The sequence below is a fragment of the Aeromonas sp. 159 genome (assembly GCF_963862045.1).
Classification (GTDB): domain Bacteria; phylum Pseudomonadota; class Gammaproteobacteria; order Enterobacterales; family Aeromonadaceae; genus Aeromonas; species Aeromonas veronii.
Genome location: NZ_CAWLMI010000059.1, coordinates 1 through 26,399 on the forward strand (window position 1 = coordinate 1; position 26,399 = coordinate 26,399).

Consider the following 26,399-nt stretch of genomic DNA (forward strand, 5'->3'; position numbering starts at 1 on the left):
CCCCCAGAATGGTTGAACCACTAATGCCCTGCAGGCGCTGGAACAATTTCCCCAACGGCTTGATGACGGTCTGGAATTCTCCCAGCAGTTCATCCACTACCAGTCCGGATTTTTTGCCTGCATGGCTGACCACGACAATGTTCTCGCGCCTCCCTTTGCTGCCATTGGTATCGAAGTAGTGTTGCAGGCGGATAAAGGGCAGCACCTCGCCACGCAAATTGATGTAATTGCGACCCTGGGTATCGGACAGTGCACTCTGGGTCAATTCAACGCACTCGATCACCATATCGAGGGGAATGACGTAGTGGGTGTCGCAGACTCGCACCAGGAAGCCGTCGATGATGGCAAGGGTAAGCGGCAGGCGGATCTGCACACGGGTTCCTTTTCCCGGGATGCTGTCCAGATCGACCGTGCCGCGCAGGGCTGTGATGTTGCGTTTGACGACATCCATGCCAACCCCGCGACCGGAGAGGTTGGTTATCGCCTCGGCGGTAGAGAACCCCGGCTCGAAGATCAGGTTGTATATCTCCTGATCCGTCAGCGTGGTGGTTGGGTTGATCAGACCGCGCTCGATGGCTTTTTGCTGGATCCTGGCTTTGTTGAGACCTGCACCGTCATCCCGAATTTCGATGACGATACTGTTGGAGTCGTGATAGGCATTAAGATTCAGGGTGCCACGGGGGGATTTGCCTGCCAGCAGCCGTTGCTCTGCCGATTCAATGCCATGATCCATCGAGTTTCTGACCAGATGCATCAGCGGATCGCCGATCTTCTCTACCACCGACTTGTCCAGTTCAGTCTCGGCTCCGGAGATCACCAGAGTGATATCCTTGTTCAGTTCCTGACTGACATCGCGCACCACCCGCTGGAAGCGGTTGAAGGTATCGCCGATAGGCACCATTCGCAGGCGCAGTGCACTGTCGCGGATCTCTTCCACCAGCATGGCAATGACCGAGGTGGCTTCCTGCAGTTGGCTTTCGCGGGTGCGTTGGGCCAGCAGATTGGCTCCTGAACTGGCGACTACCAACTCCCCGACCAGATTGATTAGATCGTCCAGCTTGTCGGCATGCACCCTGACGTAACGGCCCTCTTTGCTCTTGCTCTCCTTGGTCTGGTTCTGTTTTTTCAGGGCGGCATCGACGACGGCTTCGTTGACAGCTCCCTGCGCAATCAGGATCTCCCCGAGTTTGGGCGCTTGTTCTGCCGGGGTCGCTTGTTGTGCCTGCAGACCGCTTGCTAACTCCTCTGCCGTCAGGGCGCCGGTGTTGACCAGCAACTGCCCCAACATGGAGCTATCTTCAGGCAGCGACTCGATCAGGTTGATGAACTCGGCGATCTTGCTGTGGGGCGGCAAGATGGTGATCTGGCAGTCATCTCTGACAAATTCAAAGACATCGCTGATGGCTGCCTTATCTGCCTGCGAGTCGAAGTCTATCTCGTAGCCGAGGTAGCAATTCTCCGGATCGAACTGTTCCCAATCCGGTAGCGCCTGATGGATGGTCTCCACCGAGCATATGATTCCTAGTGTGCCGAGATAGCGCAGAAATGCGGCCGGATCCATGCCATTGCGCAGCACATCGGGACCAAAACGCAGGGATATATGCCACAGGGAGGCGGAGCTGGTAATCCCTCCCTCTTTTTCGATCTTGGGTTCCGGCGTATGTACAGTATCTGGCAGCGTGGCATGGGGGACGCACTGATGACGGGTGAGGGTGAGCCTCAGCCGTTCATCCTGGTTGGCATCGCCCTCGCTTAAGGTGCTGCCCTGTTCTGCAACGACACTGATGAGCGTCTGGATGTGGTCACAGCTCTCCAGCAGATCCTTGATCAGAGGAGAGGTGACGGTGAGCTGCTGATTGCGGATCTGGTCGAGCAGATCCTCGACGATATGGGTAAACCCGACGATGGGTTGCAGACCAAACAGGCCAGCTGACCCCTTGATGGTATGAGCAGCACGGAAGATGGCACCAATCAGCTCGCTATTGTCAGGGTCAGATTCCAGTGATAGAAGGGCTGACTCCATCTCTTCAAGCAACTCGCGTGCCTCGGCGATATAGGTTTGTAAAGCCTGATCAAGATCGATGCTCACGGTGACTCCTTGTCATGGGGGCTCAGGGCCGTTCGCCATGGGTGATGAGGGTGGGGTCGCCAAAAAAGGCCGAGAGCTGGCAGAGCTCCAGCAGTTCAAGCACAACATGGCTGTGCCAGACCAGCGCCAGGGAGGAGCCCTGCTGCAGAGCGGTCTTCTTCGCTGCCAGCAGCAGTTGCAGCCCGGCGCTGTCTATCTCGGATACCGCTGCCAGATTCAGCTCCAGTTCGTTCCCCTGATGCAATAAGGGTGAGAGAGCATCTTTCAGCTCGCTGACTGTATAAATGGTGATCTCATCCGGCATGGTCACCACTACCTTGTTGTCGAGTAGCTCACTCTGTAGTTGCATGATGCGCTCCGGATCACGGCATGATGAGCTTGGCGACTGCGGCCAGCATCTGTTCGGGCTGGAAGGGTTTGACCACCCAGGCTTTGGCTCCCGCGGCTTGTCCCTCCTGCTTCTTGCTGTCCTGAGACTCGGTAGTTAGCATGATGACAGGGGTAAATTTGTAGTTGGCCAGCTTTTTGGCCTCTTTGACGAAGGTGATGCCATCCATGTTCGGCATGTTGACGTCACTGATGATCAGGTTGATCTTCTTGCCATCTAGTTTGTTGAGCGCATCTTTGCCGTCAGAGGCTTCCATGACCTCATAACCGGCTCCCTTGAGGGTCATGCCTACGACTTGGCGAATAGTTGCCGAGTCATCCACGATCAGGATCGTTTTGCCCATATCTCTCTCCTAGAAAAATGTGATGTCGGCGCTGCTTGGTTGCGCGTTGACAGAACGGGTGGTGCGACCATGGTGAATATTGCGCTGTTCGTCGGTGGCGTATGAGAGTTCCATCTCTGCCAGCCAGCGATTGGCATCGATCTGGATTGGCCCTGTCGCATTGCTGCTCTGCTCCGAAGCAACCAGATGGCTGGAGAGGCTCTCCATGTTTTGTCTGACGTGGCTGAGGATCTGGCTGACCCTGTCTTGAAATTGCAGCGAGACAATGACGCTGGAGATTTCGCGATGGATATCGGTGCTCTCGTTTTGCAGCAGGGAGGCGGATTCCGCCAGGCTGTCAGTGGCATGGCGAAAACGGGCCAGCACCTGTTCGATTGTCTGCTCCGAATTGAGCGCCGAGGCGTGATCCCGTGCGGCAGCATTTTCGGCAATCTGGAAGGCGCGACCGATAGCAGTATTGATGGTATCCACCTTGTCGGTCATCTTCTGGGCGGTTTCGCTGGAGAGGCGGGAGAGGTTGCGCACTTCATCAGCGACCACAGCAAAGCCACGGCCTGCTTCCCCTGCACGAGCCGCTTCAATGGCGGCGTTGAGGGCCAGCAGGTTGGTCTGGGAGGCGATTTTGGCCACATCCATGGCCATGGTGTTGAGCTCTATGGTGTAGGTGGTCAGGCTTTTTATCTCACCCAGCATGGCGTCCCGATTGGCCTGGGCGGAGTGCAGGATGGCCACTACCTCATTGAGTTGCTGCTGGCTCTCGCTCAAGACTCCAGCCATGCCACGGGAATTGGCATCACCCAGTTCTCCGGCTGCCAGATGAGAAGCATTGACTGCTTCCTCCAGCTTGTTGGCCAAGCCGCTGAAGCGTTGAGTCAGGTCAATCATCGCGGCTTCGGTTTGTTGACGAGAGCTTTCAATTTGCTGGGACCAGATGGGGAGTGCCTTCTCACACACCTGTTCGAGCCCGATGATGGAGTGGGCGAGAGGATCGGTTGCGACGGTTTGTTCCTCTCCTGCACGATGTCGGGGTGTGTGCTGATGGAAGTTACTCGATGTCCAGAGCGCGGCGGCAATACCAACCAGCACATTGAGCAGCAGGTAGAGAGGTGACAGCGCATCGGCAAGCTGCAGCAACAGGCAGCTCAGCAGAGCAAGACCGATGCAGCAAATCCAGCAAACCGGTTCCCAAAGCGGTGTGTTCACGCCACTTTTGTGTTGTGCCATACGTAGCTTATCCCTGTGCAATTATTTGGTAAGAGGTAAAGGCGCAGGACCGAAACAGTCATGGTGCCCCTTGACGCTCTTTTCTTTATTTATAGTTGGCACAATAAGGTTAGCGGAAAAAAATTAATTGGCTGCAAATCGGAGTTGTTTGTATCAGCGATTGCCGTATCAAGTGGCTTGCGAAGTGGGGGGAAGAGCCAGGTGGGGATGAAAAGGAGAGAAGGAGCCTGAGGATTCAGGCTCCTGATGAGGATCACGCCTCGTTGGCGTGAGCCTTCTGGCAACCTTCCACGGCGTGGGCGATGAGCTCCAGCGCGCTCTTGTCGCATGGGGGGAGTTCAGCATCGCACGCCTTGATGGGGGTGACGCGATCGCCCCACTTGATGATGGCGGCTCCCCATGTCAGACCGGCACCGAAGGCAGCGGTCAGCAGATAGGAGTTCGGCTTGACGCGGCCCTGCTCCAGCGCTTCGCACAGAGCGATGGGCACAGTGGCTGCGGAGGTGTTGCCATAGTTTTCGATGTTGACCATCACCTTCTCCATCGGCGCATTCATCCGCTTGGCGAGGGTCTCGATGATGCGGATATTGGCCTGGTGCGGCACGATCAGGTCGACCTGCTCCGGCGCAATACCGGCCTGCGCCAGCACTGTGCTGGTGGCTTCACCCATGCCGCGTACGGCGCGTTTGAAGATCTCCGGACCTTCGAAGTTGAAGGTGAACAGCCCATCGATATCGGCAAAACGCACCCGATCAGTACCGAAGTTCGGTACGTGCAGGATCTCCCGGGCTTCGCTGTCACAGCCCAGCTTGTTGGCGATCAGGCCACACTCCTGTTCGTTTGCCTCGATCACCACGGCACCTGCCCCGTCGCCAAACAGCACGGCGGTATCGCGGCGTGCCCAGTCCAGCAGGTAGGTGAGGCGCTCGGCGCCGATCACCAGCACCTTCTTCATCATGCCGGTCTGCACCAGCGAGGTGGCGACGGAGAGGGAGTAGACAAAACCGGTGCAGGCCGCGTTGAGGTCGAATACGGCAGCGTTGACTGCGCCCAGCTTCTTTTGCACCGCAGAGGCGGCGCTTGGCAGCAGGTTGTCCGGGGTGGCGGTAGCCAGGATGATGCCATCGAGATCGCTCGCTTCCAGACCGGCGCAGGCCAGTGCGCGGCGACCGGCCAGGGTGGCGAGATCCGAGGTGCTGACATGGGAGATCCGGCGGGCCTTGATGCCGGTGCGCGGATAGATCCACTCGTCTGACGTATCCATGATGGTGCTGAGGTCGTCGTTGGTCAGCACAGAGGGAGGCAGGCATTTGCCCCAGCCGGTGATATTGGCGTATTTCATCTTGTTACCGCTTCTCAAAGTGGATCGCCCGCGGGCGGAAAATCGTGCAATTATGCCGTACGAGACAACCACTGTCATCTTGTGGTCATGGTTATGTGCGGGGGGCTCAGCTGTGCCATCTGGTCGCAAAGGGCTGCAACGTGCTGAGCATGGCTGGAAATTTTGCTTAAAACGCGGGACTCCTCTGCCCTAAGATAGGCGTTTCACCACCGATGAGGGTATCTCCTTGCTCAGAGCCAATCTCAACTTGTTGCCGACCCTCAAGGTACTGCTGGAGACCCGTAATATCAGCCGCGCCGCCGAGCTGCTGCACCTGAGTCAGCCCTCCATCAGCAAGCAGCTTGCCCAGTTGCGCAGCGAGTTTGACGACGAGTTGCTGGTGCGGGAGGGGCAACGCTGGCTGCTGACGCCGCGTGCCGAAGCGCTGGCCGCCCAGCTGGCGGATTCTCTCGGTGCGCTGGAGCGGCTCTACGAGGCCCCCGGGTTTGACCCGAGCCGCTGCGAGCGGGTATTTCGGCTCGCCTCCTCCGATTATGTGGCCCAGCATATCCTGCCCGATATCTGTGCCGCGCTCGCCAAACAGGCGCCGTTGGCGGCGCTGGAGTACAGCCTGTGGGACAAACGTCAGCTGCCGCAGCTGTGGCAGTCCGAGCTCGATCTGGTCTCTACCATCACCGAGCAGGTACCGGAGCAGATACGCGGTCTGCATCAGGGGGAAGATCGGCTGGCGGTGCTGATGGGACGTCACCACCCGTTGGCAGGCAAGACGCTTAATCTCGATGACTATCTCGCCTGGCCTCACCTGCAGGTGAGTGGCGGTGGCGACAAGGACAGCCCGGTGGAGCAGGTATTGGCGCCGCAGGGACTGAGTCGGCGCTGGTTTGCCAGAGTCCCCTTCTTTCAGGCGGCAGTGGAGGTGTTGCTGCGCACCGATTGCCTGATGACAACCCCGGCCCATATCGCCTGGCAGCTCTCCTGCGGCCATGAGTTCACCTTTGTCGATCTGCCATTTGCTACCCGCGACCAGCAGTATCATCTGCTGTGGCATAAGCGCCACCATCAGGATCCGGCCCACCGCTGGTTTCGCGAGCTGGCCTACCCATTCCTGCGGGATCACCTGCAACGTACCGTCGGCGAGAGTCGCAAGCTGCTCGGTCTCGGCGGTTAGCCGCAGTCAGTTGTGTGGTGCCATAGCCATTGGTTATGGAATCTATTCATAACTTTCACTACTGGCATAATGGCTCAGCCCGTACCCTGAATGCAGGTCATCATATCGAGCATATAAAGAGGAAATGCATGGAACTGACGAGTTGGCTGGCACTGGCCGCAATCTGCGTGATGGGCGCCATCAGCCCGGGGCCGAGTCTGGCGCTGATCATCCGCAACACTGTGCAGGGTGGGCAGGGGCACGGCGTCGCCACCGCGCTTGGCCACGGCCTCGGTGTTGGTATCTATGCGCTGGTCACCGCGCTTGGCCTCTCCATCATGATCACCCAGACTCCGATCCTGTTTGATCTGATCCGCTATGGTGGCGCCGCATTTCTTGCCTGGCTCGGGGTGAAAGCCCTGCTGGCAAAACCAGCCAGTGAAGAAGGGAATGAAGAGGTACATCAGTTGCGCGGTCGGCAGGGGGCCTTTGAAGGCTTTATGGTGGCCTTCCTCAACCCGCAGCTGGCGGTCTTCTTCATCGCTCTGTTCAGTCAGTTTGTGCGGGCCGATACCGGCTGGAGCGAAGGGGGCATCATGATGCTCACCGCTGGCGGGATCGATGCCGTCTGGTACGTGCTGGTGGCGCTGGTGCTCTCGCGCGGGCCAGTGCTGGCGTGGCTTAAAGCCAAATCCTTTGTGATCGATAAGGTGAGTGGCTTGGTGCTGCTGGGACTGGCACTCAAGGTGGTTATCTAATCCTGCATTTTGCGGATACCTTAAGCGGGATCAAGGCACGCAGGCGGTGAATGGGCTAGAGTAGCGCCCATTTGCTGTCCGCCCTGATCCCGAGACCATGCACCAGAACAAGCACCCGTTAAGCCACAACAACCGGTTGGAGCTGCTGGCTCCGGCCAAGAACCTCGCCTACGGCATCGAAGCCATCAACCATGGTGCCGATGCCGTCTACATTGGTGGCCCTGCCTTTGGCGCCCGCAGTGCGGCGGGCAACTCCATCGAGGATATCGAAGCGCTGGCACGTCACGCCCACCGTTTCGGCGCCCAGGTCTTTGTCGCCTTCAACACCCTGCTGCACGATCATGAGCTGGAGCAGGCCCGGCGGCTGACCCACCAGATCTACGAAGCCGGTGCCGATGCGCTCATCGTGCAGGATATGGGGCTGCTGGCGCTGGATTTGCCTCCCATCGCGCTCCATGCCAGTACCCAGACCGACAACCGCACGCCGGAGAAGGTGAAGTTTCTGCAGGATGTGGGTTTCTCTCAGGTGGTGCTGGCGCGCGAACTGTCTCTTGCGCAGATCCGCGAGATCAGCGCGGCGACCAATGTGCAGCTGGAGTTCTTTATCCACGGCGCGCTCTGTGTCTCCTACAGCGGCCAGTGCAACATCAGCCATGCCCGTACCGGCCGCAGCGCCAACCGTGGCGAGTGTGCCCAGCTCTGCCGTCTGCCCTGCTCGCTGCAAAAGCCGGACGGTGAAGTGCTGGTGGCCGACAGCCACCTGCTGTCGCTCAAGGATATGGATCAGACCGACAACCTGGAGGCGCTGATCGAGGCTGGGATCCGCTCCTTCAAGATTGAAGGGCGCCTCAAGGGGCTCGACTACGTCAAGAACGTCACCGCCTGGTATCGCCAGAAGCTGGACGCCATTCTGGATAGCCGCTCCGATCTGGTGGCCGCCTCTGCGGGTCGTTGCAGCTACAGCTTCACGCCTGACCCCAAGAAGAGCTTCAACCGCGGCAGCACCGACTATTTCCTCCATGGCCGCCAGCAGGGGATCGACTCCACCAAGAGCCCGAAATATGTGGGTGAACCGCTCGGGCGTGTCACCAAGGTGACCCGTGACGGTATCGAGATTGATGGCAAACAGGTCACCCTCAACAACGGCGACGGTTTGGGCTTCTTCAAGCCGAACAACGAGCTGGTGGGGATGCGCCTCAACAAGGTCGAAGGTAAGCAGTTACTTCTATCAGAACGCATGCCGGGGCTGAAGGTGGGGACAGAAATCTACCGCAACCACGATCAGGCGTTCAGCAAGATGCTGGAGAAGGCGAGCGCAGATCGCCGCATTCGGGTCGATATGGTGCTGGCAGAATGCGATGAGGGCGTGAGCCTCACGCTCACCGACGAGCAAGGCATCAGCGCCGCGGTGACCCTGCCTTGCGACAAACAGCCTGCCGACAATCCGGAGCGGGCGTTGCAGCAGGCGCGGGATCAACTTGGCAAACTCGGCAATACCCTGTTTGTGGCGCGCAAGATTGAGTTGGCATTCACTCACTCGCTATTTATCGCCGCATCACAGCTCAACGGTTTGCGCCGGGACGGCATCGCCGCGCTGGAGGCGGCTCGCGTGGCCAGCTACCAGCGCCCCGAGCGACGGATTGCCCTGCGGGATATCAACTATCCCCAGCACCGTCTCTCCTACCTTGGCAATGTGCTGAACAGCGCGGCCGAGCAGTTCTTCCGCGAACACGGGGTGGAGCGGATTGCTCCCGCCTATGAGGCGAACAAGGAGGAGCGGGAAGTGGTGCTGATGATCACCAAGCATTGCATCCGCTACAGCCAGAACCTCTGTCCGAACGAGGTACCCGGTCTCAAGGCCGAGCCGCTGGAACTCAAGATGGGTAAAGACACCTTCCGCCTGCGTTTTGACTGTAACCGCTGTGAAATGCATGTGATGGGCAGCCTGAAACGCTGATCAATGAGCCCCTTTCTCAGTCAGGAAAGGGGCAATTTTTTATCGCAGGCGCTCTACTCAGACTCCTTTAATCGCCCACCTCCCTTTAATTGCCCCTCTCCAGCGCCAGCAGCGCTTTTTTAATCTCCAATCCCCCCGCATAGCCGGTCAGGCTGCCGTTTTGGCCGATCACCCGATGGCAGGGAACGATGATCGAGAGCGGATTGCGGCCGTTCGCCGCGCCCACTGCCCGCACCGCATCGGGTTTGCCGATGGCGCGGGCAATATCCCTGTAGCTGCGGGTTTCGCCGTAGGGGATGTCGCACAGCGCTTGCCACACCGCCTGCTGAAAGGCAGTACCACGGGCGGCAAGGGGCAGGGAGAAGCGCAGCAAGCGACCGGCAAAATAGGCGTCAAATTCGGCGAGGAAGGGGGCCAGTGCTCCGTGATCTTGCTGCCAGCCACTCATATCGGGCAGTGCCCGCAGGCCCGCCACAAAGTCTACGTGCACCAGACCAGATTCATTGATGGCGACCAGCAGCTCGCCGCAGCGGGTCGGCAGGATATCGTAGCGGATCATGGGGTTATCTCCTGTTGTTGGTTATCCGGCTGGTTTTCGTTGCCAGTGGCATGGATCAGAAAATCGGGCGCTGCACTCATGGCATGCCACAGCCAGCTGGCAGCATAGCTGCGCCACGGCTGCCATGCTGCGCTTTGCGCCAATACCTCTTTCACCGGCAGCTTGGTGCCGCCGCCGAGTGCCTTTTGCAGTACCAGATCGGAGGCGGGGAAGGCATCGGTATCCAGCCCGCAACGCAGCCGCCAGTAAGCGACCGTCCAGGGGCCTATGCCCGGCAGCGCCAGCAACTGTTCGTCACTGGCTGTCGTGAGGGTCAGCTCGCCGCTGGCCAGCGCCTGTGCCACGCCCCGCAGGGTACGAATACGGCTGCCGGGCATGCCGATACCGTCGAGATCGAGTTCGCACAACTGGGCGGGGGTCGGTAGTTGCGCCACCCCGTATTGCGCCTCGGTGCGCGCCACCAGTCGCCCGAGTATGGTGATGGCTCCCTTGACCGAGACCTGCTGGCCGACGATGGCGCGCAGCATCACCTCGTATTCGTCCCAGCCACCCGGCAGCCGCACGCCGGGCCAGCGTGTCTGCAAACGGCCCAGTAGCGGATCCTGACCGAGCTGATCGCCGATCCGCTGCATGTCGGCATCGAGGTCCCACATCCTGCGCACCCGATAGAGCAGATCGGGCAGAGCTGCGAGCGGCAGATCATGGACGGTAAGCTGCAGGCTATGCTCCTTGCCCTGCGCGATGCGCACCAGCGCGACCTGATCGCCGACCCGGTAGCGCCGCTCATACACCTCGCCATCTACTCGCTCCAGCCCGGGGATCGCCCGCAGCCGGTAGAACGCCAGCATGGCCGCCACGTCATACGGAGGGCGGTAGGGCAGTTGCAGCGTCAGGGTTGCGCCGCGCGGCTGCGTGCTCATGTGCTCTGGCGCGTCACCGTGCTGCTCCTGCTGGCGCAGGGAGCGCGGGGCCAGTCCGTAGGCGTTGAGCCAGGCGTCATTGAAGCGGCGGATGCTGGCAAAGCCAGCGGCAAACGCGATGTCGGTGATGGGCAGCCCAGTTTCAGTCAGCAGTCGTTTCGCGAGCAGCAGGCGGCGCGTCTGCTCCACCTGTTTTGGCGAGGCGCCGAGGTGCTGCTCGAATTGGCGGCGTAGCGTGCGTTCGCTGATCCCGGCCTCAGCGGCGAGTTCAGCGAGCGTGCCGTCAGCCAGCTCGCCGCGATCGATGCGCGCCAGCAGACGTGCCAGTTCAACCGGCAGATCGCCACGGGCGGCGGGGGCCAGTTCAGGGCGGCAGCGCAGGCAGGGTCGCAACCCATACTGCTCGGCGGCCGCGGCGCTTTGGAAGTAGCGCACATTGTGCTCGTGCGGTGGCCGTGCCGGGCAGACTGGCCGGCAGTAGATGCCGGTCGAGAGCACGCCGGTAAAGAAGCGGCCATCAAAACGAGCGTCGCGGGCGAGCCGTGCGGCGTGACACTGCTCGCGGCTGAGGGTGTTGATCACCTCATCCGGTGACGACTCTGGGCTGGGCTTTGCATTCATGGTGTTGGCGGCTTTGCTGGAATAGATGGCAAGAGAGTAAGGGGGCTCGGGGGCCGTGACTAGCCAGAAACGGACAGGGATAGCAAAAATTGGCCAAAGGTTTTTTTGCTCTTTCATTGCACGGCCGGGTTTCACTCTTCGTCACGCTGTTATTCATATGTCTCGGCTCGACAGAAGGGAGCATAACGGACGGTTCGTAGGCACGATTGGCTTAGCTTTATTTGCATAGCGAGATTAGTGGCGGCGAAAACTGCTTAAAAATTAATAACAGATCACATAACTATCTTTTTTACATTGAGTGTGGCGATTTTGTGTTGTTCAATCGAGTCAGTTAATTTTTGATGATTATTAAGTCATCACGTTTGCGGCCCAGGGCCGACCAATAACAACAACACTTGCCAAGGATGATAAGTGAACGACTGTAAGGCATGGCCCCATTGCCGGGGGTTTAGTCTGATCGAGTTGTTGATCGCCATGACGGTTGTCAGCATTCTCGCGGCCATCGCGTTGCCAGCGTATCAGGGTTATCTGCAACAGGGACGCCGTTACGAAGCGCAGCAGCAATTGCTGGAGCAGGCGCTCGCCCTCGAACGTATCTATACCCAACAGGGCCGTTATCCCGATACGTTTGCTACCCCTTCCAACACGGATTTCTACCAGTTCAGCTACAGCCAGCAAGATGCTGGCGACTACCTGCTTAAAGCCATTCCAACGACGCGACAACAGGATGAGTGCGGCACTCTGACCCTCGATCAGACCGGTTATCGCGCGGCCAATCGCCATGACTGCTGGGGATCATAAGATGAATGTGCGCGGATTTACTCTGATTGAGTTGATGATCACGGTCGGTATAGCCGCCATCTTGCTATTGGTCGGGTTGCCCTCCATGAGTCAGCGCCTCGCGGCCGAACGGCTCGATCGCAGTGCGACCGAACTCGCTTCAGCCTACCGCTTTGCCCGCAGCGAAGCGGTCAAGCTGACCCTGCCGGTGGTACTGCAGGGCACCGAGAACGGTGGCTGGGAGGTGATGGCTGACAGCAAGTTGCTGCGTCAGGCAGCAGCACCTGCTGGCGGAGTGGTGATCAAGCCGTTTGACCCCATCCAGATCGCGCCAACCGGCAGTAGCAGCCACGCCGAGATCATTTTGGCCAATCGCCTCGGTGAGCAGCGGGTGCTCTGCGTGGCCCCGAGTGGCCAGCTGCTGCAAGGGAGCTGCTCATGAGACACGTCGCACTTGCCCGCCAGCAGGGCTTCAATCTGGTGGAGATCATGGTCTCCATGGTGTTGGCGGTGATGGTGTTTCTCGGTCTCGCCAAGGGGCAGGTGGTCTCGTTGCAGCAGGCGCATTACAGCTTGCAGAGCACGCTGGCTACGATCGAGGCGAGCAACAGCGTGGAGCAGATCTGGAGTTCGCTGTGTGAAGTGCAGCGCAAGCCCGAGCGGTTCACCCAGTCCGATTTTCTTGCCCGCTTCACCCTGCACGAGGGCCACCGGCTGGTGCTACCGAACCGTTATAGCGACAACTTTGTGGTCGCTATCGAGTGGCAGGATGAGCGGGTCTCCGGCGCCAAGCGGGTGGAGCTGAACGCAGGATTTCCGCCCTTATGCTGAGCGTCCCCTCACGGCAACGAGGCGTCAGTCTCGTCGAGCTGATGATCTCCATGGTGCTCGGTCTGATGCTGATGCTGGCGATTTTTGCCGGTTACGCCCCGATCAAGAGCACGGTCGAACAGAGCAAGGCGCTGGAGCAGGCGAACGAAGTGCTGCGCTTTGCCACCCTCACCTTTACCAACAGCATCAAGCAGGCGGATCAACTGATAGCCGTGACCCCTGATCGCCTGACGCTGGCCTTCAAGGTTGAGGGGGGCAGTCAGGTGCTCTCCTGCCTTGGCAACCAGAAAACCGCCGATTTTACCGAGCAGTACCGCTTCACACCGCCGGTACTCAGTTGCGATGACGGAGATGGCCCGCGCCTGTTGCTGGCCCATCTTCAGGATCTTGAATTCGGCCAGCAGGGTGCGTTGGTCAATATCCGCATCTTGCCCGAAGGGTTGCCCAGCTATCTGGCGCCGGGAGTAGAGGTGCAGGTGGCCCGCCGCAAGGCGGTCTGGGCAGCAGCGTTGGCCACATCCGGTGCCAACGCTACAGCAGGGGGAGCGGGATGAACAAGGGATTGCAGGGGCAGCGGGGAGCCGTACTGCTGGTGGTGCTGGTGGTGAGCCTGCTGTCGAGTCTGCTGGTGTTTACCAGCATTCAGGAGAACCAGTTGCAGACTCGCCTGAGCGGCAATTTTCACAAGAAGATCAATGCGCAGCTCAGTGCCGAGCAGGGCATGAACGAGAGCTATCGAGCCCTGCATCAGGCCCTTGGCGCCGAACCGCGGATAGAGTGGGAGCGGCTGGTGCAGAAGGTGCCTGGCAAGGGGGAAGGAGCCATGGCGGGCAGCCGCTTCCGCATCGATCAGTTGGATGCCTCTGCTGGCAGCAAGCTGGCGTTGCAGAGCCATGGCCGCTATCTGGAGGGCAATGCCAGCCTCAACGCCCTGTTTGCCCTCAAGCGTGAGCCCGGCAATCTCATCTTTCAGGATTCGGTGGTGGCGTGTGAAGGGTTGAGCCTCTCTGGGAGCGGTTTTATCGACAGCTATGACTCGCGCAAGGGCAAATATGGCGGCACCAACATTAACCAGAATGCCAAGGTGGCGACCGTCAGTGACAAGGCCAATGTAGTGCTCGACGGCAATTCGCCAATTTGGGGCGATGTACGGGCGACCGGCTCCGTGACCCTGAACGGATCTTCTCCCATCTCCGGCAACGTGAATGCCGGGAGCGACGTCATTATCTCCCCCTCTTCGGACAAGATTGTCCGGGTCTCCGGCAATGTGAAAGGGGGCGGTAGTTTGACCCTGAAAGGGGGGCGCATCGGTGGTCAGGTGGCGGTCAATGGCAATGTTTCCATGGACTGGGGTACCAGCATCGACAGCGGCAAACTCAGTTATGGTGGTGCTGGTTTTTTTAAAGATCAGGAGAACCAGAAGTATCTGGATCCCGAGTACCGCAACGATCCTAGGTTGCCACCGGTGGCCGGGCAGGTGTGTGACCCGCTCAATGTGACCGCGCTGCCGAACTCTCCCAAGCTGGCCAATCTGCCGCTGAATGGCCCGTTGACGCTGGGCGCCACCCAGCAGATGGTGCTGACCACGGATCCTGCCACTGGCTCGGTCACCAGCAGCAACCAGCACAAGCCTGGGCTGCCGCTATCCGGCAAGGGGGAGCTGTTTGGCAAGGAGCAGACCATTTATCAGCTCGACAGCCTCAATATGGGGGCCGATGCCAGCCTCACCATCAAGGGGGATGTGGTGCTGCTGATCGACAAGGATTTCACCATGACTGGCAGCAACAAGTTGACGGTGAGCGAGGGGAGCAGCCTGACCCTGATCGTCAGCGGCAAGGTCGATCTCGGGGCCGGTGCAGAGGTGACGGCAGCCAAGCAGGGGCTGACCACTGGCGGTACGCCTGCTATCTCCCTCTATTCCGCGTATAGCGGCAAGGATGGGATCAAGCTGTCGGGCAATACGCCGCTCTATGCCGCTCTCTATGCCCCGCTGACCGAGATGAAGATCAGCGGAAGTGGCGGTCTGTACGGGGCGGTGCGGGCAAAACACCTGACCGAGAGTGGCGCGGGCGGTGTGCACTATGACGAGGCGCTGGGCATGGCAGATTTGGGGGATGATCAGGGGCCGCCTCCGACACTGGCACTGCGGCAGTGGCACTTTGTGCAGTGAGGCTGGCGAGCCGCTAAAAAGGATCGAACGGGGCGCGCAACTGTGAGAAGGTGGAGATCTGTCCACCCAGTCGTTCACTGTTGAGGAGAGCTCCATGCCAGGCCCCGCTCGCGCCGGTGCCCTGATCTATGCCAAGGATCCGGGCTTGCTGACCCACTTTTACCGTACATTGCTGCAGATGGTGGTCTGCAATCAGGATGAGCAGCTGGTAGTGCTGGAAAACAGCGATATCCAGCTGCTGATCCATGCCATTCCTGCGCCTTATGCCGGGCAAGTCGTTATCAAGCGGCCGCCAGCACTGCGGGAAGAGGGGGCCATCAAGCTGTTCTTCACCGTATCCAGCCTCGCCTGGGCAGAAGCGAAGGCGGCGGATCTCGGCGGCGGTTTGCTGCCACAGCAGTGGACAGGGCCCGGCTTTGTGGTGCGCAACGCCTTCGACCCTGAGGGCAATATCCTGCAACTGTGCGAGTTGCTGGGTTCCCCTGATCCTCTCTGAATCCTCTCTTTTTACAGCATGGTGGTGGGGCGTGCTGTGCCATGTACCGCCATAAAAACGGGGCCCTTTAGTGGTCAACTAAAAAGGGCCCCGTTCTGCTGTTAGCTTACTGCGCTCATTACTTCAGGTAGCGCTGTTCCAGATGCTGGCGCAGCCAGTGCGGATTGAGCGCTTCACCGGTGGCGCGGCGCACCAGCTCGTCGGTGCTGTGCAGGCTCCCCTGTGACCAGATGTTGCGTCCGAGCCAGCCGAAGATCTCCGGCAGGCGGCCCGCCACGATCACCTCACCCATGCTGCCCAGCTCTTTTTCGAGGGCAAAACGCAGCTGGGCGGCATACATGGCGCCCAGGGTGTAGCTCGGGAAGTAGCCAAACGAGCCGTCGGTCCAGTGAATATCCTGCATGCAGCCATTGCGGTAGTTGCCCTTGGTGGAGAGCCCCAGCCACTGCTGCATCTTGGCATCCCACAGCTCGGGGATGTCGGCCACCTCGATCTTCCCTTCCACCAGATCGCGCTCCAGCTCGTAGCGCAGGATAACGTGGGCCGGATAGGTCACCTCGTCTGCATCGACCCGGATAAAGCCCGGTTCGACCCGGCTGTAGAGCTTGGCCAGATTGTCCGGCGCAAACGCCGCCTGCTCGCCGAAGTGGTGACGAATACGTGGCGCCAGCAGCGCGAGGAAGGCTGGATGATGCCCCAGCTGCATTTCACAAAACAGGCTCTGACTCTCGTGGATCGCCATGGAGCGCGCCTCGGCCACCGGCTGACCCAGCAGATGGCGCGGCAGCCCCTGCTCGTAACGGGCGTGACCGGTCTCGTGCACTATGCCCATCAGGCTGGAGACAAACTCCTGCTCGTTATAGCGGGTAGTGATCCGCACGTCGGTCGGCACGCCGCCACAGAAGGGGTGACTGCTCACATCGAGCCGGCCGTGGGCGAAATCAAAGCCGAGCAGTCCCATTACCTCCTGACCGAGCGCTTGCTGGGTCGGGATGGGGAAGGGGCCTTGCGGCAGCAGCAGGGCATCGCCCTTCTGCTGTTCACTCACGGTCTGGATAAGAGCCGGCAGCCAGCTGGCGAGATCGCCGAAGATCTGATCGAGCCGTGCGCTGGTCATGCCCGGCTCATAGAGGGCAAGCATGGCGTCGTAGGGGCGCACGCCAAGCGCATCGGCCCGCAGCTGCGCTACTTCACGGGAGAGTTTCACCACCTCCTCGAGATTGGGGGCAAAACCGGCCCAGTCGTTGTTCTTGCGCTGGCTGCGCCAGGCGTGCTCGCACTTGCTGCCAGCGAGCGACAGCGCTTCGACCAGCTCACCGGGCAGCAGGCTTGCATCTTGCCACTGGCGCTTGATCTCGCCGAGGTTGGCCCGTTGCACTTCATCGAGCGGTTCGCTCTCGGCCTTGGCAATCCAGTCGCCCAGCTCGGGAGCGGTGCGCTTCTGGTGGATCAGCAGACCGAGTTCGGCCATCGCTTCGGCGCGGGCATCGTTGCCCCCTTCCGGCATCATGGCCGCCTGATCCCAGCCACAGATGGCGGCGAGGTGGCTAAAGCGGTGGATCTGTTGCTGATGTTGTTCAAGCTTTTGATATGACATGGGATTGTCCTTGTTATCGTCCCTGATGGTATGCCGCCCCGTACCTGGCATGCTCGGGGCCGTTCGATGCTAACACCGCCGCTGTATAGTTGACCACCTTCACGCAGGCGGGCCAAAGGCGTGGGGGCGAAACGCGGATTAGCCGAGCCGCTTCTGGTGCCGTTCGCGGTTTTCCGCTTTTTTGCGTTCGCTTTTACGCAGCAGCACATAGAGGGCACCGCTGCCGCCGTGGCGACGCTCGGCGCTGTGGATCGCCATGACGGCGGGCAGTTGTGGCAACCAGGCGCTCACATAGCTTTTCAGCAGGGCGCGCGGGGTGCTGCGCTCCCCCTTGCCGTGCAGGATCAGCAGACAGCGGATATCCCGGGCTTCACAATCCGCAATGAACTGCACCAGCGTCTGGCGCGCCTCATTGAGGGTTTTCTGGTGCAAGTCCAGGCTGGCCTGCAGCTCGTATTTGCCGAGCCGCAGCTTCTTGTAGACCCCCTCCTGCACCCCATCACGCTTGAAGCCGACGATTTCGTGCGGATCGCGCATCTCGATGGCCTCCATGGTGAGGTGGTCGAGGGCGAGTTGCTCGGCGGTGGCAGCCTGACGGCGAGCGAGCTGCGCCTCGGTCGGGGCGGATTTGGCCGCATGGGGATGGATGTTGTCGCTGCGAATGGGCCGCACGTCGGCCACTTCATTCATAAATAGCGAGAGTTCGTCGTTATGAGACACGGCAGGCTCCCCATAAGAAAAAGTGGGGGCCATTATAACGGTCGCAACCGGCACAGAAAACGGGGAAAGGGGGAGGGGGATAAGGGAGGCCCAGCATGGATACCAGTGCAGCTTGGCTCGGGAATCACAGTCGCGAACCATAAAACAGCACAGGCGGTCAGTGTGAACTGCCGCCTGTGGTCAGAGGATTATTTGCCCTCTTTGGGTTGTTGAGAATGGGGTTGCTGTGAATGAGGCGGTTGCGAGTGCATCACCTTGTAGATGAAGTAGGCCGCGTAAGAGCTGATGAGCAAGAAGGTGCCGATAATCACCAGCATCGACATCAATCCCACGCTGTTGCCAAACATCAGGTCCAGCCAAAAGTCCATTTTATTGCTCCTGTCACCCGGTTGATGACAGGCATGATAAATACCTCTTTGCCCCGTCCGGGATGATCCCGATCAACTCCCTTGCAGGTTGTTTAATAACCAGTGCGATCTGTGATCGTTCTCACTGGACTCCTTGCGACCGAGCCTGCACAGGGCCCGGTGTGGTGAGCGGGGTAATGCGCCACCCTTGCTGCTCCAGCAACGCCAGCAACCCCTGCTCGCCATAAAGATGCAGGGCGCCTACCACGATAAAGCTCTCATTGGGCAGGGTGGACCATTTCTTCAGCCAGTTGTGATTGCGCTCGGCCAGCAGGGTCTGCTCCATCCAGCTTTGCAGCGGGGGGGGAGCCATCTCCTCCTTGAGCAGATTGATCAGCGTCGCCTCATCTCCCTGCTGCCACGCCTTCATCACGGCGGCGAAACCACTCTCCAGCATCGGTAGCTCATCAAGGGTGCTGGCGAGCATCAGGGTCTGGTTGTCACCCACGCTGGCCAGATAACCGAGCTGCTCTAGCAGGGTTTCAAAGCCCACCACCGGTTTGCCCTCTTTGGCGGCCCGGACGGCAAAGTGCTGGTCTATCCCGAGTTCACTCTTGAAGTCGGAGCGGGCCATGGCGGCCTGGGTCAGGGTAATGGCGGCAAACCAGGGGCGCAGGGTGGCGAGGGTCGCCTCGTCGATGCCATAGCGGGCCCCCGCCATCAGGGTGCGTTGATAGAGCTCGGCGGGCAGATGATCCTTGAGCGGTTTGCCATCCACCAGCCGGGTGAGGGAGCCGGTCTGTTGCCACTGATCCGGCGTGATGCTGTTCATGTCCACCTCCATCACCAGTGAGCGGCTCTGCAGCCAGGCGCGCTCGACCGGCTCGGGCAGAGGATAGAGGGTTGGTTTACCTGCATGGATGGAGCCCAGCAGCCAGTGTTGCTGGTTGCCCTTGCTCACCCGATAGAAGGCGGGATCGGCAAAGGCGTGCAGCGGTAGCAGCAGGCAGAGCAGGAAGGCAAAGAGGGTGCGATGAAATCTCATGGGGATCCTTAATGTGCGCCGGGTGACTTCTCTTGCTGACAATAACTCCTATGATAAGTCCTCATTTCAGATAACCAAGAGGTTTGCCATGCCCCATCTTCGTTTTCGCGCCGTGACGCTCGAGACCCTGCAACAGCTGAGCGGCCCGCTGCTGGCCGAGCTTTGCGAGCTGACCGGCGGCAAGCCGGAGTTTGTCACCATGGAGCGGATTGATAGCTGCTGGATACGCAACGGCGAGCCCGAGGCGGGTTTTCCGTTTGTCGAGCTGCACTGGTTCGAGCGGCCACAAGAGATGCAGGACGCCGCCGCGCGCCTTATCACGCGCCATTTGAAACGGGTGCTGGGGGAGCAGACCTATGTGGTGGTGCAGGTGATCCCTCTGGTCAAGAGCGCCTACTACAGCAATGGCGAGCACTATTGAAGAGAGGGACAAACCAGGTTGGTGGGGCGGGTGACGCCGCTACCCGGCTAACGCCACTTGGGCGACCGGGTACTTGGTCGCCAATCACGGGATCAGGCCGATTTGACCAGCAGTTTATCGAGCCAGCGAGTGGGCAATACCCGTCGCAGGAAGGCAAACAGCCGGGTCGGAGTGGTCACAGGATAGCGCGCCTTGGGATGGGCGTGGGTCAGCGCATGGAGCAGCGGCGGGATGCAGGCTTCGCTTGGGAGGGTAAAGCCGCTGGTGGCCCCCTCTTTTTCCAGCCGTGTCAGGGTCTGGCGGTAGGCCGACTGATGACGGCTCTGGGCCGGATCGATGTGCCGCAAGAAGGCGCTGCGGGCATTGGCACGAAAACGGGTATCGATGGGGCCTGGTTCAATCAGGCTGATATGTACCCCGCTACCCGCCAGTTCGAGGCGTAGAGTGTCGCTATAACCTTCCAGCGCAAATTTGCTGGCGTTGTAGGCGCCGCGATACTTCATGGCAACCAGTCCCAGAACCGAGCTGTTCTGCACTATCCGCCCCTCTTTGGCCTCCAGCATCGGCGGCAGCACCTGACGGATCAGATGGTGCCAGCCAAACAGGTTGGTATTGAATTGTTCCCTGAGCGCTTCGGTGGGCAGATCTTCCAGCGCCCCGGGTTGGCCATAAGCGCCATTGTTGAACAGGCCATAGAGGCGCCCGCCCGCCAGATGGAGCGCCGCACTGGCACCCAGCTCGATGGAGGCAGGGTCCGCCAGATCCAGCTGTACCGCCAGCAATCCCTGTTGCTGCAAACGGGCCACATCTTCCGCCTTGCGTGCCGAGGCGATCACGGTAAAACCGTGCTGCCCCAGCGCCTGTGCGGCGGCGAGGCCAATACCGCTGGAACAACCGGTGATCAGAACAAAACGGGGCATGATGGCGTCCTTGTGACTGCTGACAAAAGCGTGTGGGCAGGTGAGCGGGTAAAATTCTTATCCGGCTCGCATGTTAGCTTGCCAACCGGTAAAAAGAAAACCGGGCCAAGTGGCCCGGTTTGCTGACATCGTATTGCCTGATTACATGATGGTAAACGGCATGATGATGTGGAACTTGACGTCACGCTCGGAGGTAAACACGTTCGGATAGTCAGTCCAGCCCTTCCAAGTTGATGGCAGGTCATTGTTGTAGTCGGTGTAGTGCAGTTTGAACAGGGTGCCTTTCAGCTTGCCATCCTGCACGGTATAGCTGACATCGAAGTTGGCTGCCCACTCGGTATCGCCTTCAGCAACTTTAGTTCCATCACCTTTCTCCATATCCCAGCCGTAAGCACCGGATACGCCTACAGACCAGCCAGGAGCACCAACCAGGTCATCCAGAGAACGTGTTACACCGAAGAACAGCGCTTTTTCGTTGTTGGCGTTCCAGTCAGAGCGGGAGTCCCACCAAATTTCGTTGGCGCCCTGGGAGTTGCCGTAACCACGGGTCAGACGGGGCAGGTAGTTGCCTTCAACACCCTCAGCTTTGGTCCACATACCTTCCAGACGGAAACCGTACTGCGCATAGTTCCACGCAGCTGTCAGTGCTTGTTGCCATGCCAGGCCATCATAAGTTTCTACATCACGACCAGAGGCGTTTTTGTACGTTTCTGTTTCGGAGCCATAGAATTGGTAGCTGGTTGACAGGCCGCCCAGTACGTCAAACTTGTGAGCCAGTTTGAAGTGGTAGCTATCCATATAATCGGCTGATTGGCCGAAAGAGCCAGTAATGGCTGTGCCATTTTCAAAGGTGTAACGAGCGGCGACGGCATGGATGTAGTCGATCTCGTTTTCTTTATCGAAGGTATTACCCCAAGCTCCGCCCCACGCTTTACTTTTATAAAAGCCTTGGGTTTCTTTGAACCAGGGAGCTTTGTATTCATCTGCGATAGCGTAGGTCAAATAGAGACCACCTACGTTACCTTCAACTTGTCCACCACGATAAGTACCTGGTTGGTAGGACCAGTTAACGCCAATCTGGCCAGGAACATACAATTGGGTATAGCCAGCTTTTGCAGTAAGACCTTCAACCAACTTCAACTTAAGGGCTGCGTTGGTCAGGCTTGCGCCATTTTCTGATTCGGTGTTGCTGGTTCCCCAAGCTCGTCCCCAGAAAGAGAATTCATTCTCGGCGTTGACCGGGTTACTTTCATCAATGGCTAAGTCATAGGCAGTGTATCCGCCCAAGTCCAAGCCAACCACGTCCCATGCATAACCCGAGTTGAAGTTAAGAGCTAATTGAGCGGTCGCATGGCTCAGGTTTGAGCGATATTTTCCGGTGTTATCTGCAGGTACTACACCTGAGTCAACACGGGCGCGATCACGCTGGAAGTAGAACAGACCACCGGTCAGTTTGGAGTCTTTCACGAAGGTTTCATAGGACTGGCCGTATTCCGGGCTCATCATATCCTGAGCAGCCAACGCCATACCGGGGGCGACCAGAGCGGCTACCACAGCGGCACTCAAAGCGGCGCGCTTGAAGATCACTTTTTCCATTTTTATTGCTCCTGATTTTATGGACTTAGCTTTTTTTTTCCGGCAGTTGGCATCGGCCTACCGCTCGGTATTGGCATTGCAATCAAAACCCCGAAGGGCAAAAAATCTTGTCTTGGCTACCTGCAAACCCAGATGTCTTGGCACATCTGTAGTTGGCAGTCCTGATCATCACATGTTGTTTTTTTATGTTCCGATTCTTGGCTATCGGACAACCCCAAGAGTACGTTCGCGGTGCGAAATATCAATGAAAAGTTCCCTCAACGTTTCAAAAGTATGACCGAGTGCAAATAATCATGGGCAAGGTCGTAAACAGCCTCATGGCAGGTATCACGGTGATGAGAGCGTTTTCTTGAGGCTGCGGCCAGCGCCAGTGCGGGTTTTCATCCGGTACGGCGGAAGAGGTGTCAGTTAACCTGCCGATAACAGATAATTTTGTGCCACAAAAAAACTTTCCCTCTGGTCGTAGGGAAAGTGATCTGGTGGGGATGCGGGGCGAATAGGGGTCAGCCTTGCTGGCCGAGGATGCGGGGGATCTGCTGCGCCTGATGGTGGATATGGGAGGAGACCTGCACCGAGAGCTGACTCACCTGACGGGCATGCTGATGGATACGGGTGATCAGATCGGCAAAACTGGCCAGCTTGTGTTCCTGACTTTTGGCGTTGTCGGCGCCCTGCAGGGCGATCACTGCGGTGTTGCGGGCGATCTCCCGCACTGCCTGGGTAGTTTGGCGCAGTTGTTCCGCCTGCGCTCGCTGGCGGCTTGATTCGCTGGTGATCCGGTTCAGTACAGTGCCAAGTTGTTCGCCGGATTGGGTCAGGCGCCCCAGAATATCGGTGATCTGGTTGAGGGATTGCTGGGTATTGGCCGAGAGGTGGCGCACTTCATCGGCAACCACGGCAAAACCGCGTCCCTGTTCCCCTGCGCGGGCCGCTTCGATGGCGGCGTTGAGGGCCAGCAAGTTGGTCTGCTGAGCGATATGACCGATCACATCGACAATGGCCGTCACATCGGCAACCGAGCGGGTAAGGGCTTGCAGCGCCTCATCACTTTCGTCAATTGCCAGTCCGGTCTGATGAGTGGCGTGCAGCATGCTCCCCACCAGATCTTCGCTCTGGCTCATCGCCTGTTCGTTATGGTGGGCATGCTGGGCGATGTCGGCGGCGACCTGATGGACCTCTCCGGCCAGCTGGTTCAGCTCATCCATCATCTGACCGCTCTCATCGACCACCTGTTCGGTGGTGCGGGTGCTGTGGTGGATCTCGTCAACCTGACTGACCATCCCTTGCAGACTGAGGGATACCGCTGATAGCTGCCCCTCTTTTTGTTGTTGATTCTGCTGCAAGCGACCGATCAGCCGGTTGTAGCTGGCAACAATATCGGCCAGCTCGTTGCGATCGCGCCCGGCAGGCAACGGCTCGGCCTGCCCCGTCTGATCGAGCTGCAGAAAGGCTCCGCGCAGTCGCAACAAGGGGGCGAGCAGCCAGCGTCGTTGCACCAGCGCAAACAGCAGGGCGACTATCACCAGACAGAGCGCCAGCGTGCCGAGGATGGTGGCCAGCTCCTGATTGACGGCTTGCCGTTCGTGGGCAAGTTGTTCCCCCATCTGTCTGGTCGCTTGCAACATCGCCATGATGTCTTGCTGCACGGTCTGGCGGCCAGCCTGTTGTTGCTGGAGCGCCGTGCGGCTGTTGGCCAGCTCCTGCGGATAGCGGCCCAGCAGCGAACGTAATTCGCTGCGCGGTTGATCTCCCAGCTCCTTGCGTACCGGCTCCCCCAGCGTGAACTCATCGGCGGGAGCCTCTTCATACAGGCCGAGCAGCGGCAAGGCTTGCAGCGCTTGCGCCTGTTTTTGCAGTGCCTCCAGCTCAAAGCGGATCCCTTCGAGCAGCTTCTCATTGCCCTGCTCCATATAGCTTTGGCGCAAATGGGCGAGGCGCGGCAGGCCCGCCAGGATCTCGGCCGCACCGCTACGATATTGCTGTGCCGCGGCAGATTGTTCTGTGCTGGCACCTTGCTCCCCATAGCGGATCAGCGCCATGGCCTGGCTGCCCAGCTCACTCTCCGCATTTTGCAGCAGCAGTTGGCTGTTGCCCGAGAGCTTGCCTGCGGCCTGATAGTCGTGCGCGATGCGCTGCCCCATCTGTTCGAGTTGCTGCCTGAGCGGGGCCGCCACGGCATCATCCTGAGCGGCCAGCGAGGAAAGCGCTTGCTGGCGGATCTTCTCCGCAGCGGTCAGTTGCTGTGGATCGCCGCTGTTGAGGTAGTCACGCAGGCTGTTTTGCAGGGTCACGGTCACCAGTTGTTGCAGCGTCTCGTGCTGATGCTGGGCCTGATTGGTACGGGCAAGCTGCTGCCAGCCGTGGTAGAGGGCCAGCGCCTGTCCTCCCGCGACCAGTAACAAAACAAGGGAGGAGAGGGTGGCGTAATGGGCGATTTTCACGGGGTAATTCCTGTCAGCACAGACCATGGGGGAGCGTGGCCCGAGCCTAAACAGGGATGATGGCGTTTTTATGACAGCATGGTCAGGTGGCCCTATTTTACCGACTTAACTGGCTGGGGATGCCAGTGCTCTGTTGCGTTGGCCCAGCATACCGAGCAGGGCGCCGCCCATGATAAGTGCACCGGCCAGCAGATGGCGCGAGGTCAGTGCTTCTCCATTGAGCAACACCAGCAGCAAGGTACTCAGCAGCGGTGTCAGGTAGGCAAGGGCACCGATCCGGCGTGGATCGCCGTCTCGCAGTGCCAGATACCAAGTCACAAAGGCCGCCCCCATGGGGCCCAGCGCCAGCCCGATGATGAGCCACCAGTCACTGGTGGGGATCTGCGTGAGTGGCAGGGGCCCCTCCAGCAGACGGGCAAGCAGCAGCGCCAGCAAACCCGCGGGCAGACAGGCTGCCGCAGTGACCACGGCGGGGGCTGGCGGCAGACGGCGTGATAATACCGAGTAGGCTCCCCAGACGACAGCTGCACCGAGCGCCAACAGGTATCCCGGCAGATAGGTCTGCTGTAGTTGCAGCTCGCCGTTGACCATCACCAGCATGGAGCCCGCCAGACCAAAGGCGCCAGCCAGCAGGTGATTGGTATGGAGTGGATGGCCGGGCAACAACAGCGGGGTGAACAGAATGATGCAGAGCGGCCAGAGGTAGTTGATGAGGTTGGCCTCCAGCACCGGGGCATGGCGAAAGCTCATAAAGAGCAGCAGATGGTAGAGCAGCAATGCCGTAACCGTCACCAGCCAGGTAATAGGGCGAGCGCGCCATTGGCGCCAAAACGGCAAGGCCCCGACCCCGCAGAAAAACAGCACCAGCCCGACCAGCACCAGTGGTGACACGCTGGTGACCCGTGACGTCAGCGCCGCCAGCGAGGCCCACAGCACAATGGTCAGCAGTGCAAAACCGGTGGATCTATCCCACCAGGAACATCCGGACATCCAACACTCCTTTGCAAGATGAATGAGCAACAGAAAAGTGTGCAGTCTAACAGAGTGACAACCGACAAACAGTTTCGAGGCGGGCGATGACTTGCAAGCTGGTTGTTCTGTCCGAGCGGGCTTAGCCAGTGGAAAGTTAGCACTGGCAAAGGATTGGAGGTTTGCCCTGAAAAGAATAAATGCTCTATATAGAGCAACTTCTTGCTCACTAACTGGTGATTTATACGGATTAGGCAAGTAATCACGATTAAATTCACTGCTCTCGGCAACTTATTGCGTGCTTGTGCGTTGAGCGAGAACTGGTAGAAGGTAATTACCTGATAAGTAAGGAATAAAAAAGTGGCATGGTCGCTGCTAAAGGTTGGTCGAGTGCTATCTCGTTTAACCAACCTATTTAGGAGCATACCCATGCCAACTCCATGTTATATCAGCATCGAAGGTAAAACCCAGGGCAATATCACCGCCGGTGCCTTCACTTCCGATTCCGTCGGCAACATCTTCGTACAAGGTCACGAAGACGAGATGCTGGTACAAGAGTTCCAGCACGTTGTGACTGTCCCGACCGACCCGCAATCCGGTCAGCCGGCTGGTCAGCGTGTCCACAAGCCGTTCAAGTTCACCGTTGCGCTGAACAAAGCTGTGCCGCTGATGTATAACGCACTGGCTTCCGGTGAAATGCTGCCGAAAGTGACCCTGA

Annotated in this window: 25 protein-coding genes and 1 pseudogene; 11 read left to right on the forward strand and 15 right to left on the reverse strand. The window is 59.2% G+C overall.

The window, feature by feature from the left end:
- The 5 genes from AACR14_RS11385 to AACR14_RS11405 form a co-directional block, all read right to left on the reverse strand.
- Window positions 1-2,089, reverse strand: a 2,089-nt coding sequence (locus AACR14_RS11385) for a chemotaxis protein CheA (RefSeq protein ID WP_019446272.1), incomplete at its 3' end; no start/stop codon positions are given.
- 22 nt (window positions 2,090-2,111) lie between these two features.
- On the reverse strand, window positions 2,112-2,438 hold the full coding sequence (locus AACR14_RS11390) for an STAS domain-containing protein (RefSeq protein WP_005358513.1): 327 nt from the start codon (window positions 2,436-2,438) through the stop codon (window positions 2,112-2,114).
- 13 nt (window positions 2,439-2,451) lie between these two features.
- Window positions 2,452-2,820: a response regulator gene (locus AACR14_RS11395; RefSeq protein ID WP_005338778.1), complete on the reverse strand. Its 369-nt coding sequence runs from the start codon at window positions 2,818-2,820 to the stop codon at window positions 2,452-2,454.
- Between the two features lie 9 nt (window positions 2,821-2,829).
- Window positions 2,830-4,044 carry a methyl-accepting chemotaxis protein gene (locus tag AACR14_RS11400; protein ID WP_019446273.1) on the reverse strand — a complete coding sequence of 405 codons (1,215 nt, stop codon included), beginning with the start codon at window positions 4,042-4,044 and terminating at the stop codon, window positions 2,830-2,832.
- Between the two features lie 253 nt (window positions 4,045-4,297).
- A complete protein-coding gene (locus tag AACR14_RS11405; RefSeq protein ID WP_019446274.1) occupies window positions 4,298-5,386 on the reverse strand; it encodes a ketoacyl-ACP synthase III in 1,089 nt (362 codons plus the stop codon).
- A gap of 226 nt (window positions 5,387-5,612) precedes the next feature.
- Between AACR14_RS11405 and AACR14_RS11410 the strand changes: the two genes are divergently transcribed.
- The 3 genes from AACR14_RS11410 to AACR14_RS11420 all read left to right on the forward strand — a co-directional run bounded on the left by AACR14_RS11410 (window position 5,613) and on the right by AACR14_RS11420 (window position 9,248).
- The gene (locus AACR14_RS11410; RefSeq protein WP_019446275.1) at window positions 5,613-6,554 is read left to right on the forward strand and encodes a LysR family transcriptional regulator; all 942 of its coding nucleotides are present in this window, start codon (window positions 5,613-5,615) and stop codon (window positions 6,552-6,554) included.
- Window positions 6,555-6,682: 128 nt separating this feature from the next.
- The gene (locus AACR14_RS11415) at window positions 6,683-7,291 is read left to right on the forward strand and encodes a LysE family translocator (RefSeq protein WP_019446276.1); all 609 of its coding nucleotides are present in this window, start codon (window positions 6,683-6,685) and stop codon (window positions 7,289-7,291) included.
- Between the two features lie 97 nt (window positions 7,292-7,388).
- Window positions 7,389-9,248 (forward strand): peptidase U32 family protein, encoded by a 1,860-nt coding sequence (locus tag AACR14_RS11420; RefSeq protein WP_019446277.1) that lies wholly within the window; start codon window positions 7,389-7,391, stop codon window positions 9,246-9,248.
- A gap of 85 nt (window positions 9,249-9,333) precedes the next feature.
- Here AACR14_RS11420 and AACR14_RS11425 read toward each other — a convergent pair whose 3' ends face one another.
- Together AACR14_RS11425 and AACR14_RS11430 are read right to left on the reverse strand one after the other, a co-directional pair.
- Window positions 9,334-9,807 carry a methylated-DNA--[protein]-cysteine S-methyltransferase gene (locus AACR14_RS11425; RefSeq protein ID WP_019446278.1) on the reverse strand — a complete coding sequence of 158 codons (474 nt, stop codon included), beginning with the start codon at window positions 9,805-9,807 and terminating at the stop codon, window positions 9,334-9,336.
- Window positions 9,804-11,348 carry an AlkA N-terminal domain-containing protein gene (locus AACR14_RS11430; RefSeq protein WP_026035053.1) on the reverse strand — a complete coding sequence of 515 codons (1,545 nt, stop codon included), beginning with the start codon at window positions 11,346-11,348 and terminating at the stop codon, window positions 9,804-9,806. Before AACR14_RS11430 ends, AACR14_RS11425 begins: the two co-directional genes overlap by 4 nt.
- A 411-nt stretch (window positions 11,349-11,759) precedes the next feature.
- On the opposite strand from AACR14_RS11430, the gene AACR14_RS11435 reads away from it, so the two are divergent.
- The 6 genes from AACR14_RS11435 to AACR14_RS11460 all read left to right on the forward strand — a co-directional run bounded on the left by AACR14_RS11435 (window position 11,760) and on the right by AACR14_RS11460 (window position 15,625).
- On the forward strand, window positions 11,760-12,149 hold the full coding sequence (locus AACR14_RS11435; RefSeq protein WP_005343572.1) for a type IV pilin protein: 390 nt from the start codon (window positions 11,760-11,762) through the stop codon (window positions 12,147-12,149).
- A gap of 1 nt (window position 12,150) precedes the next feature.
- The gene (locus AACR14_RS11440; RefSeq protein WP_005338751.1) at window positions 12,151-12,570 is read left to right on the forward strand and encodes a GspH/FimT family pseudopilin; all 420 of its coding nucleotides are present in this window, start codon (window positions 12,151-12,153) and stop codon (window positions 12,568-12,570) included.
- Window positions 12,567-12,959, forward strand: a complete 393-nt coding sequence (locus AACR14_RS11445; RefSeq protein ID WP_019446280.1) for a type IV pilus modification PilV family protein — start codon at window positions 12,567-12,569, stop codon at window positions 12,957-12,959. Before AACR14_RS11440 ends, AACR14_RS11445 begins: the two co-directional genes overlap by 4 nt.
- On the forward strand, window positions 12,953-13,513 hold the full coding sequence (locus AACR14_RS11450; protein WP_005338746.1) for a PilW family protein: 561 nt from the start codon (window positions 12,953-12,955) through the stop codon (window positions 13,511-13,513). Before AACR14_RS11445 ends, AACR14_RS11450 begins: the two co-directional genes overlap by 7 nt.
- Entirely contained in the window at window positions 13,510-15,129 is a 1,620-nt protein-coding gene (locus tag AACR14_RS11455) for a DUF7305 domain-containing protein (protein ID WP_019446281.1), read from the forward strand. The genes AACR14_RS11450 and AACR14_RS11455 overlap by 4 nt, the downstream gene beginning before the upstream one ends.
- A gap of 94 nt (window positions 15,130-15,223) precedes the next feature.
- Window positions 15,224-15,625, forward strand: coding sequence for a VOC family protein (locus tag AACR14_RS11460; RefSeq protein ID WP_019446282.1), 402 nt, complete (start codon window positions 15,224-15,226; stop codon window positions 15,623-15,625).
- A 118-nt stretch (window positions 15,626-15,743) separates the two neighbouring features.
- Here AACR14_RS11460 and AACR14_RS11465 read toward each other — a convergent pair whose 3' ends face one another.
- From AACR14_RS11465 to AACR14_RS11480, 4 genes are all read right to left on the reverse strand, one after another.
- Window positions 15,744-17,222, reverse strand: a complete 1,479-nt coding sequence (locus AACR14_RS11465; protein ID WP_019446283.1) for a carboxypeptidase M32 — start codon at window positions 17,220-17,222, stop codon at window positions 15,744-15,746.
- A gap of 138 nt (window positions 17,223-17,360) precedes the next feature.
- Window positions 17,361-17,942, reverse strand: a complete 582-nt coding sequence (smrA, locus tag AACR14_RS11470) for a DNA endonuclease SmrA (protein ID WP_019446284.1) — start codon at window positions 17,940-17,942, stop codon at window positions 17,361-17,363.
- A 188-nt stretch (window positions 17,943-18,130) separates the two neighbouring features.
- Window positions 18,131-18,310 carry a DUF3149 domain-containing protein gene (locus tag AACR14_RS11475; RefSeq protein ID WP_005338733.1) on the reverse strand — a complete coding sequence of 60 codons (180 nt, stop codon included), beginning with the start codon at window positions 18,308-18,310 and terminating at the stop codon, window positions 18,131-18,133.
- 121 nt (window positions 18,311-18,431) lie between these two features.
- The gene (locus tag AACR14_RS11480; RefSeq protein ID WP_019446285.1) at window positions 18,432-19,334 is read right to left on the reverse strand and encodes a TraB/GumN family protein; all 903 of its coding nucleotides are present in this window, start codon (window positions 19,332-19,334) and stop codon (window positions 18,432-18,434) included.
- Between the two features lie 88 nt (window positions 19,335-19,422).
- On the opposite strand from AACR14_RS11480, the gene AACR14_RS11485 reads away from it, so the two are divergent.
- Window positions 19,423-19,755: a DUF1904 family protein gene (locus AACR14_RS11485; RefSeq protein ID WP_019446286.1), complete on the forward strand. Its 333-nt coding sequence runs from the start codon at window positions 19,423-19,425 to the stop codon at window positions 19,753-19,755.
- Window positions 19,756-19,847: 92 nt separating this feature from the next.
- On the opposite strand, the gene AACR14_RS11490 is transcribed toward AACR14_RS11485, so the two are convergent.
- The 4 genes from AACR14_RS11490 to AACR14_RS11505 all read right to left on the reverse strand — a co-directional run bounded on the left by AACR14_RS11490 (window position 19,848) and on the right by AACR14_RS11505 (window position 25,702).
- Entirely contained in the window at window positions 19,848-20,675 is an 828-nt protein-coding gene (locus AACR14_RS11490; RefSeq protein WP_019446287.1) for an SDR family oxidoreductase, read from the reverse strand.
- A gap of 141 nt (window positions 20,676-20,816) precedes the next feature.
- Window positions 20,817-22,271, reverse strand: a complete 1,455-nt coding sequence (locus AACR14_RS11495; protein ID WP_019446288.1) for an OprD family outer membrane porin — start codon at window positions 22,269-22,271, stop codon at window positions 20,817-20,819.
- Between the two features lie 503 nt (window positions 22,272-22,774).
- Window positions 22,775-24,712: a methyl-accepting chemotaxis protein gene (locus AACR14_RS11500; RefSeq protein WP_019446289.1), complete on the reverse strand. Its 1,938-nt coding sequence runs from the start codon at window positions 24,710-24,712 to the stop codon at window positions 22,775-22,777.
- Window positions 24,713-24,817: 105 nt separating this feature from the next.
- Window positions 24,818-25,702, reverse strand: coding sequence for a DMT family transporter (locus AACR14_RS11505; RefSeq protein WP_019446290.1), 885 nt, complete (start codon window positions 25,700-25,702; stop codon window positions 24,818-24,820).
- A 408-nt stretch (window positions 25,703-26,110) separates the two neighbouring features.
- On the opposite strand from AACR14_RS11505, the pseudogene hcp1 reads away from it, so the two are divergent.
- Window positions 26,111-26,399: pseudogene (gene hcp1, locus AACR14_RS11510) on the forward strand (type VI secretion system effector Hcp1); the annotation flags it as partial.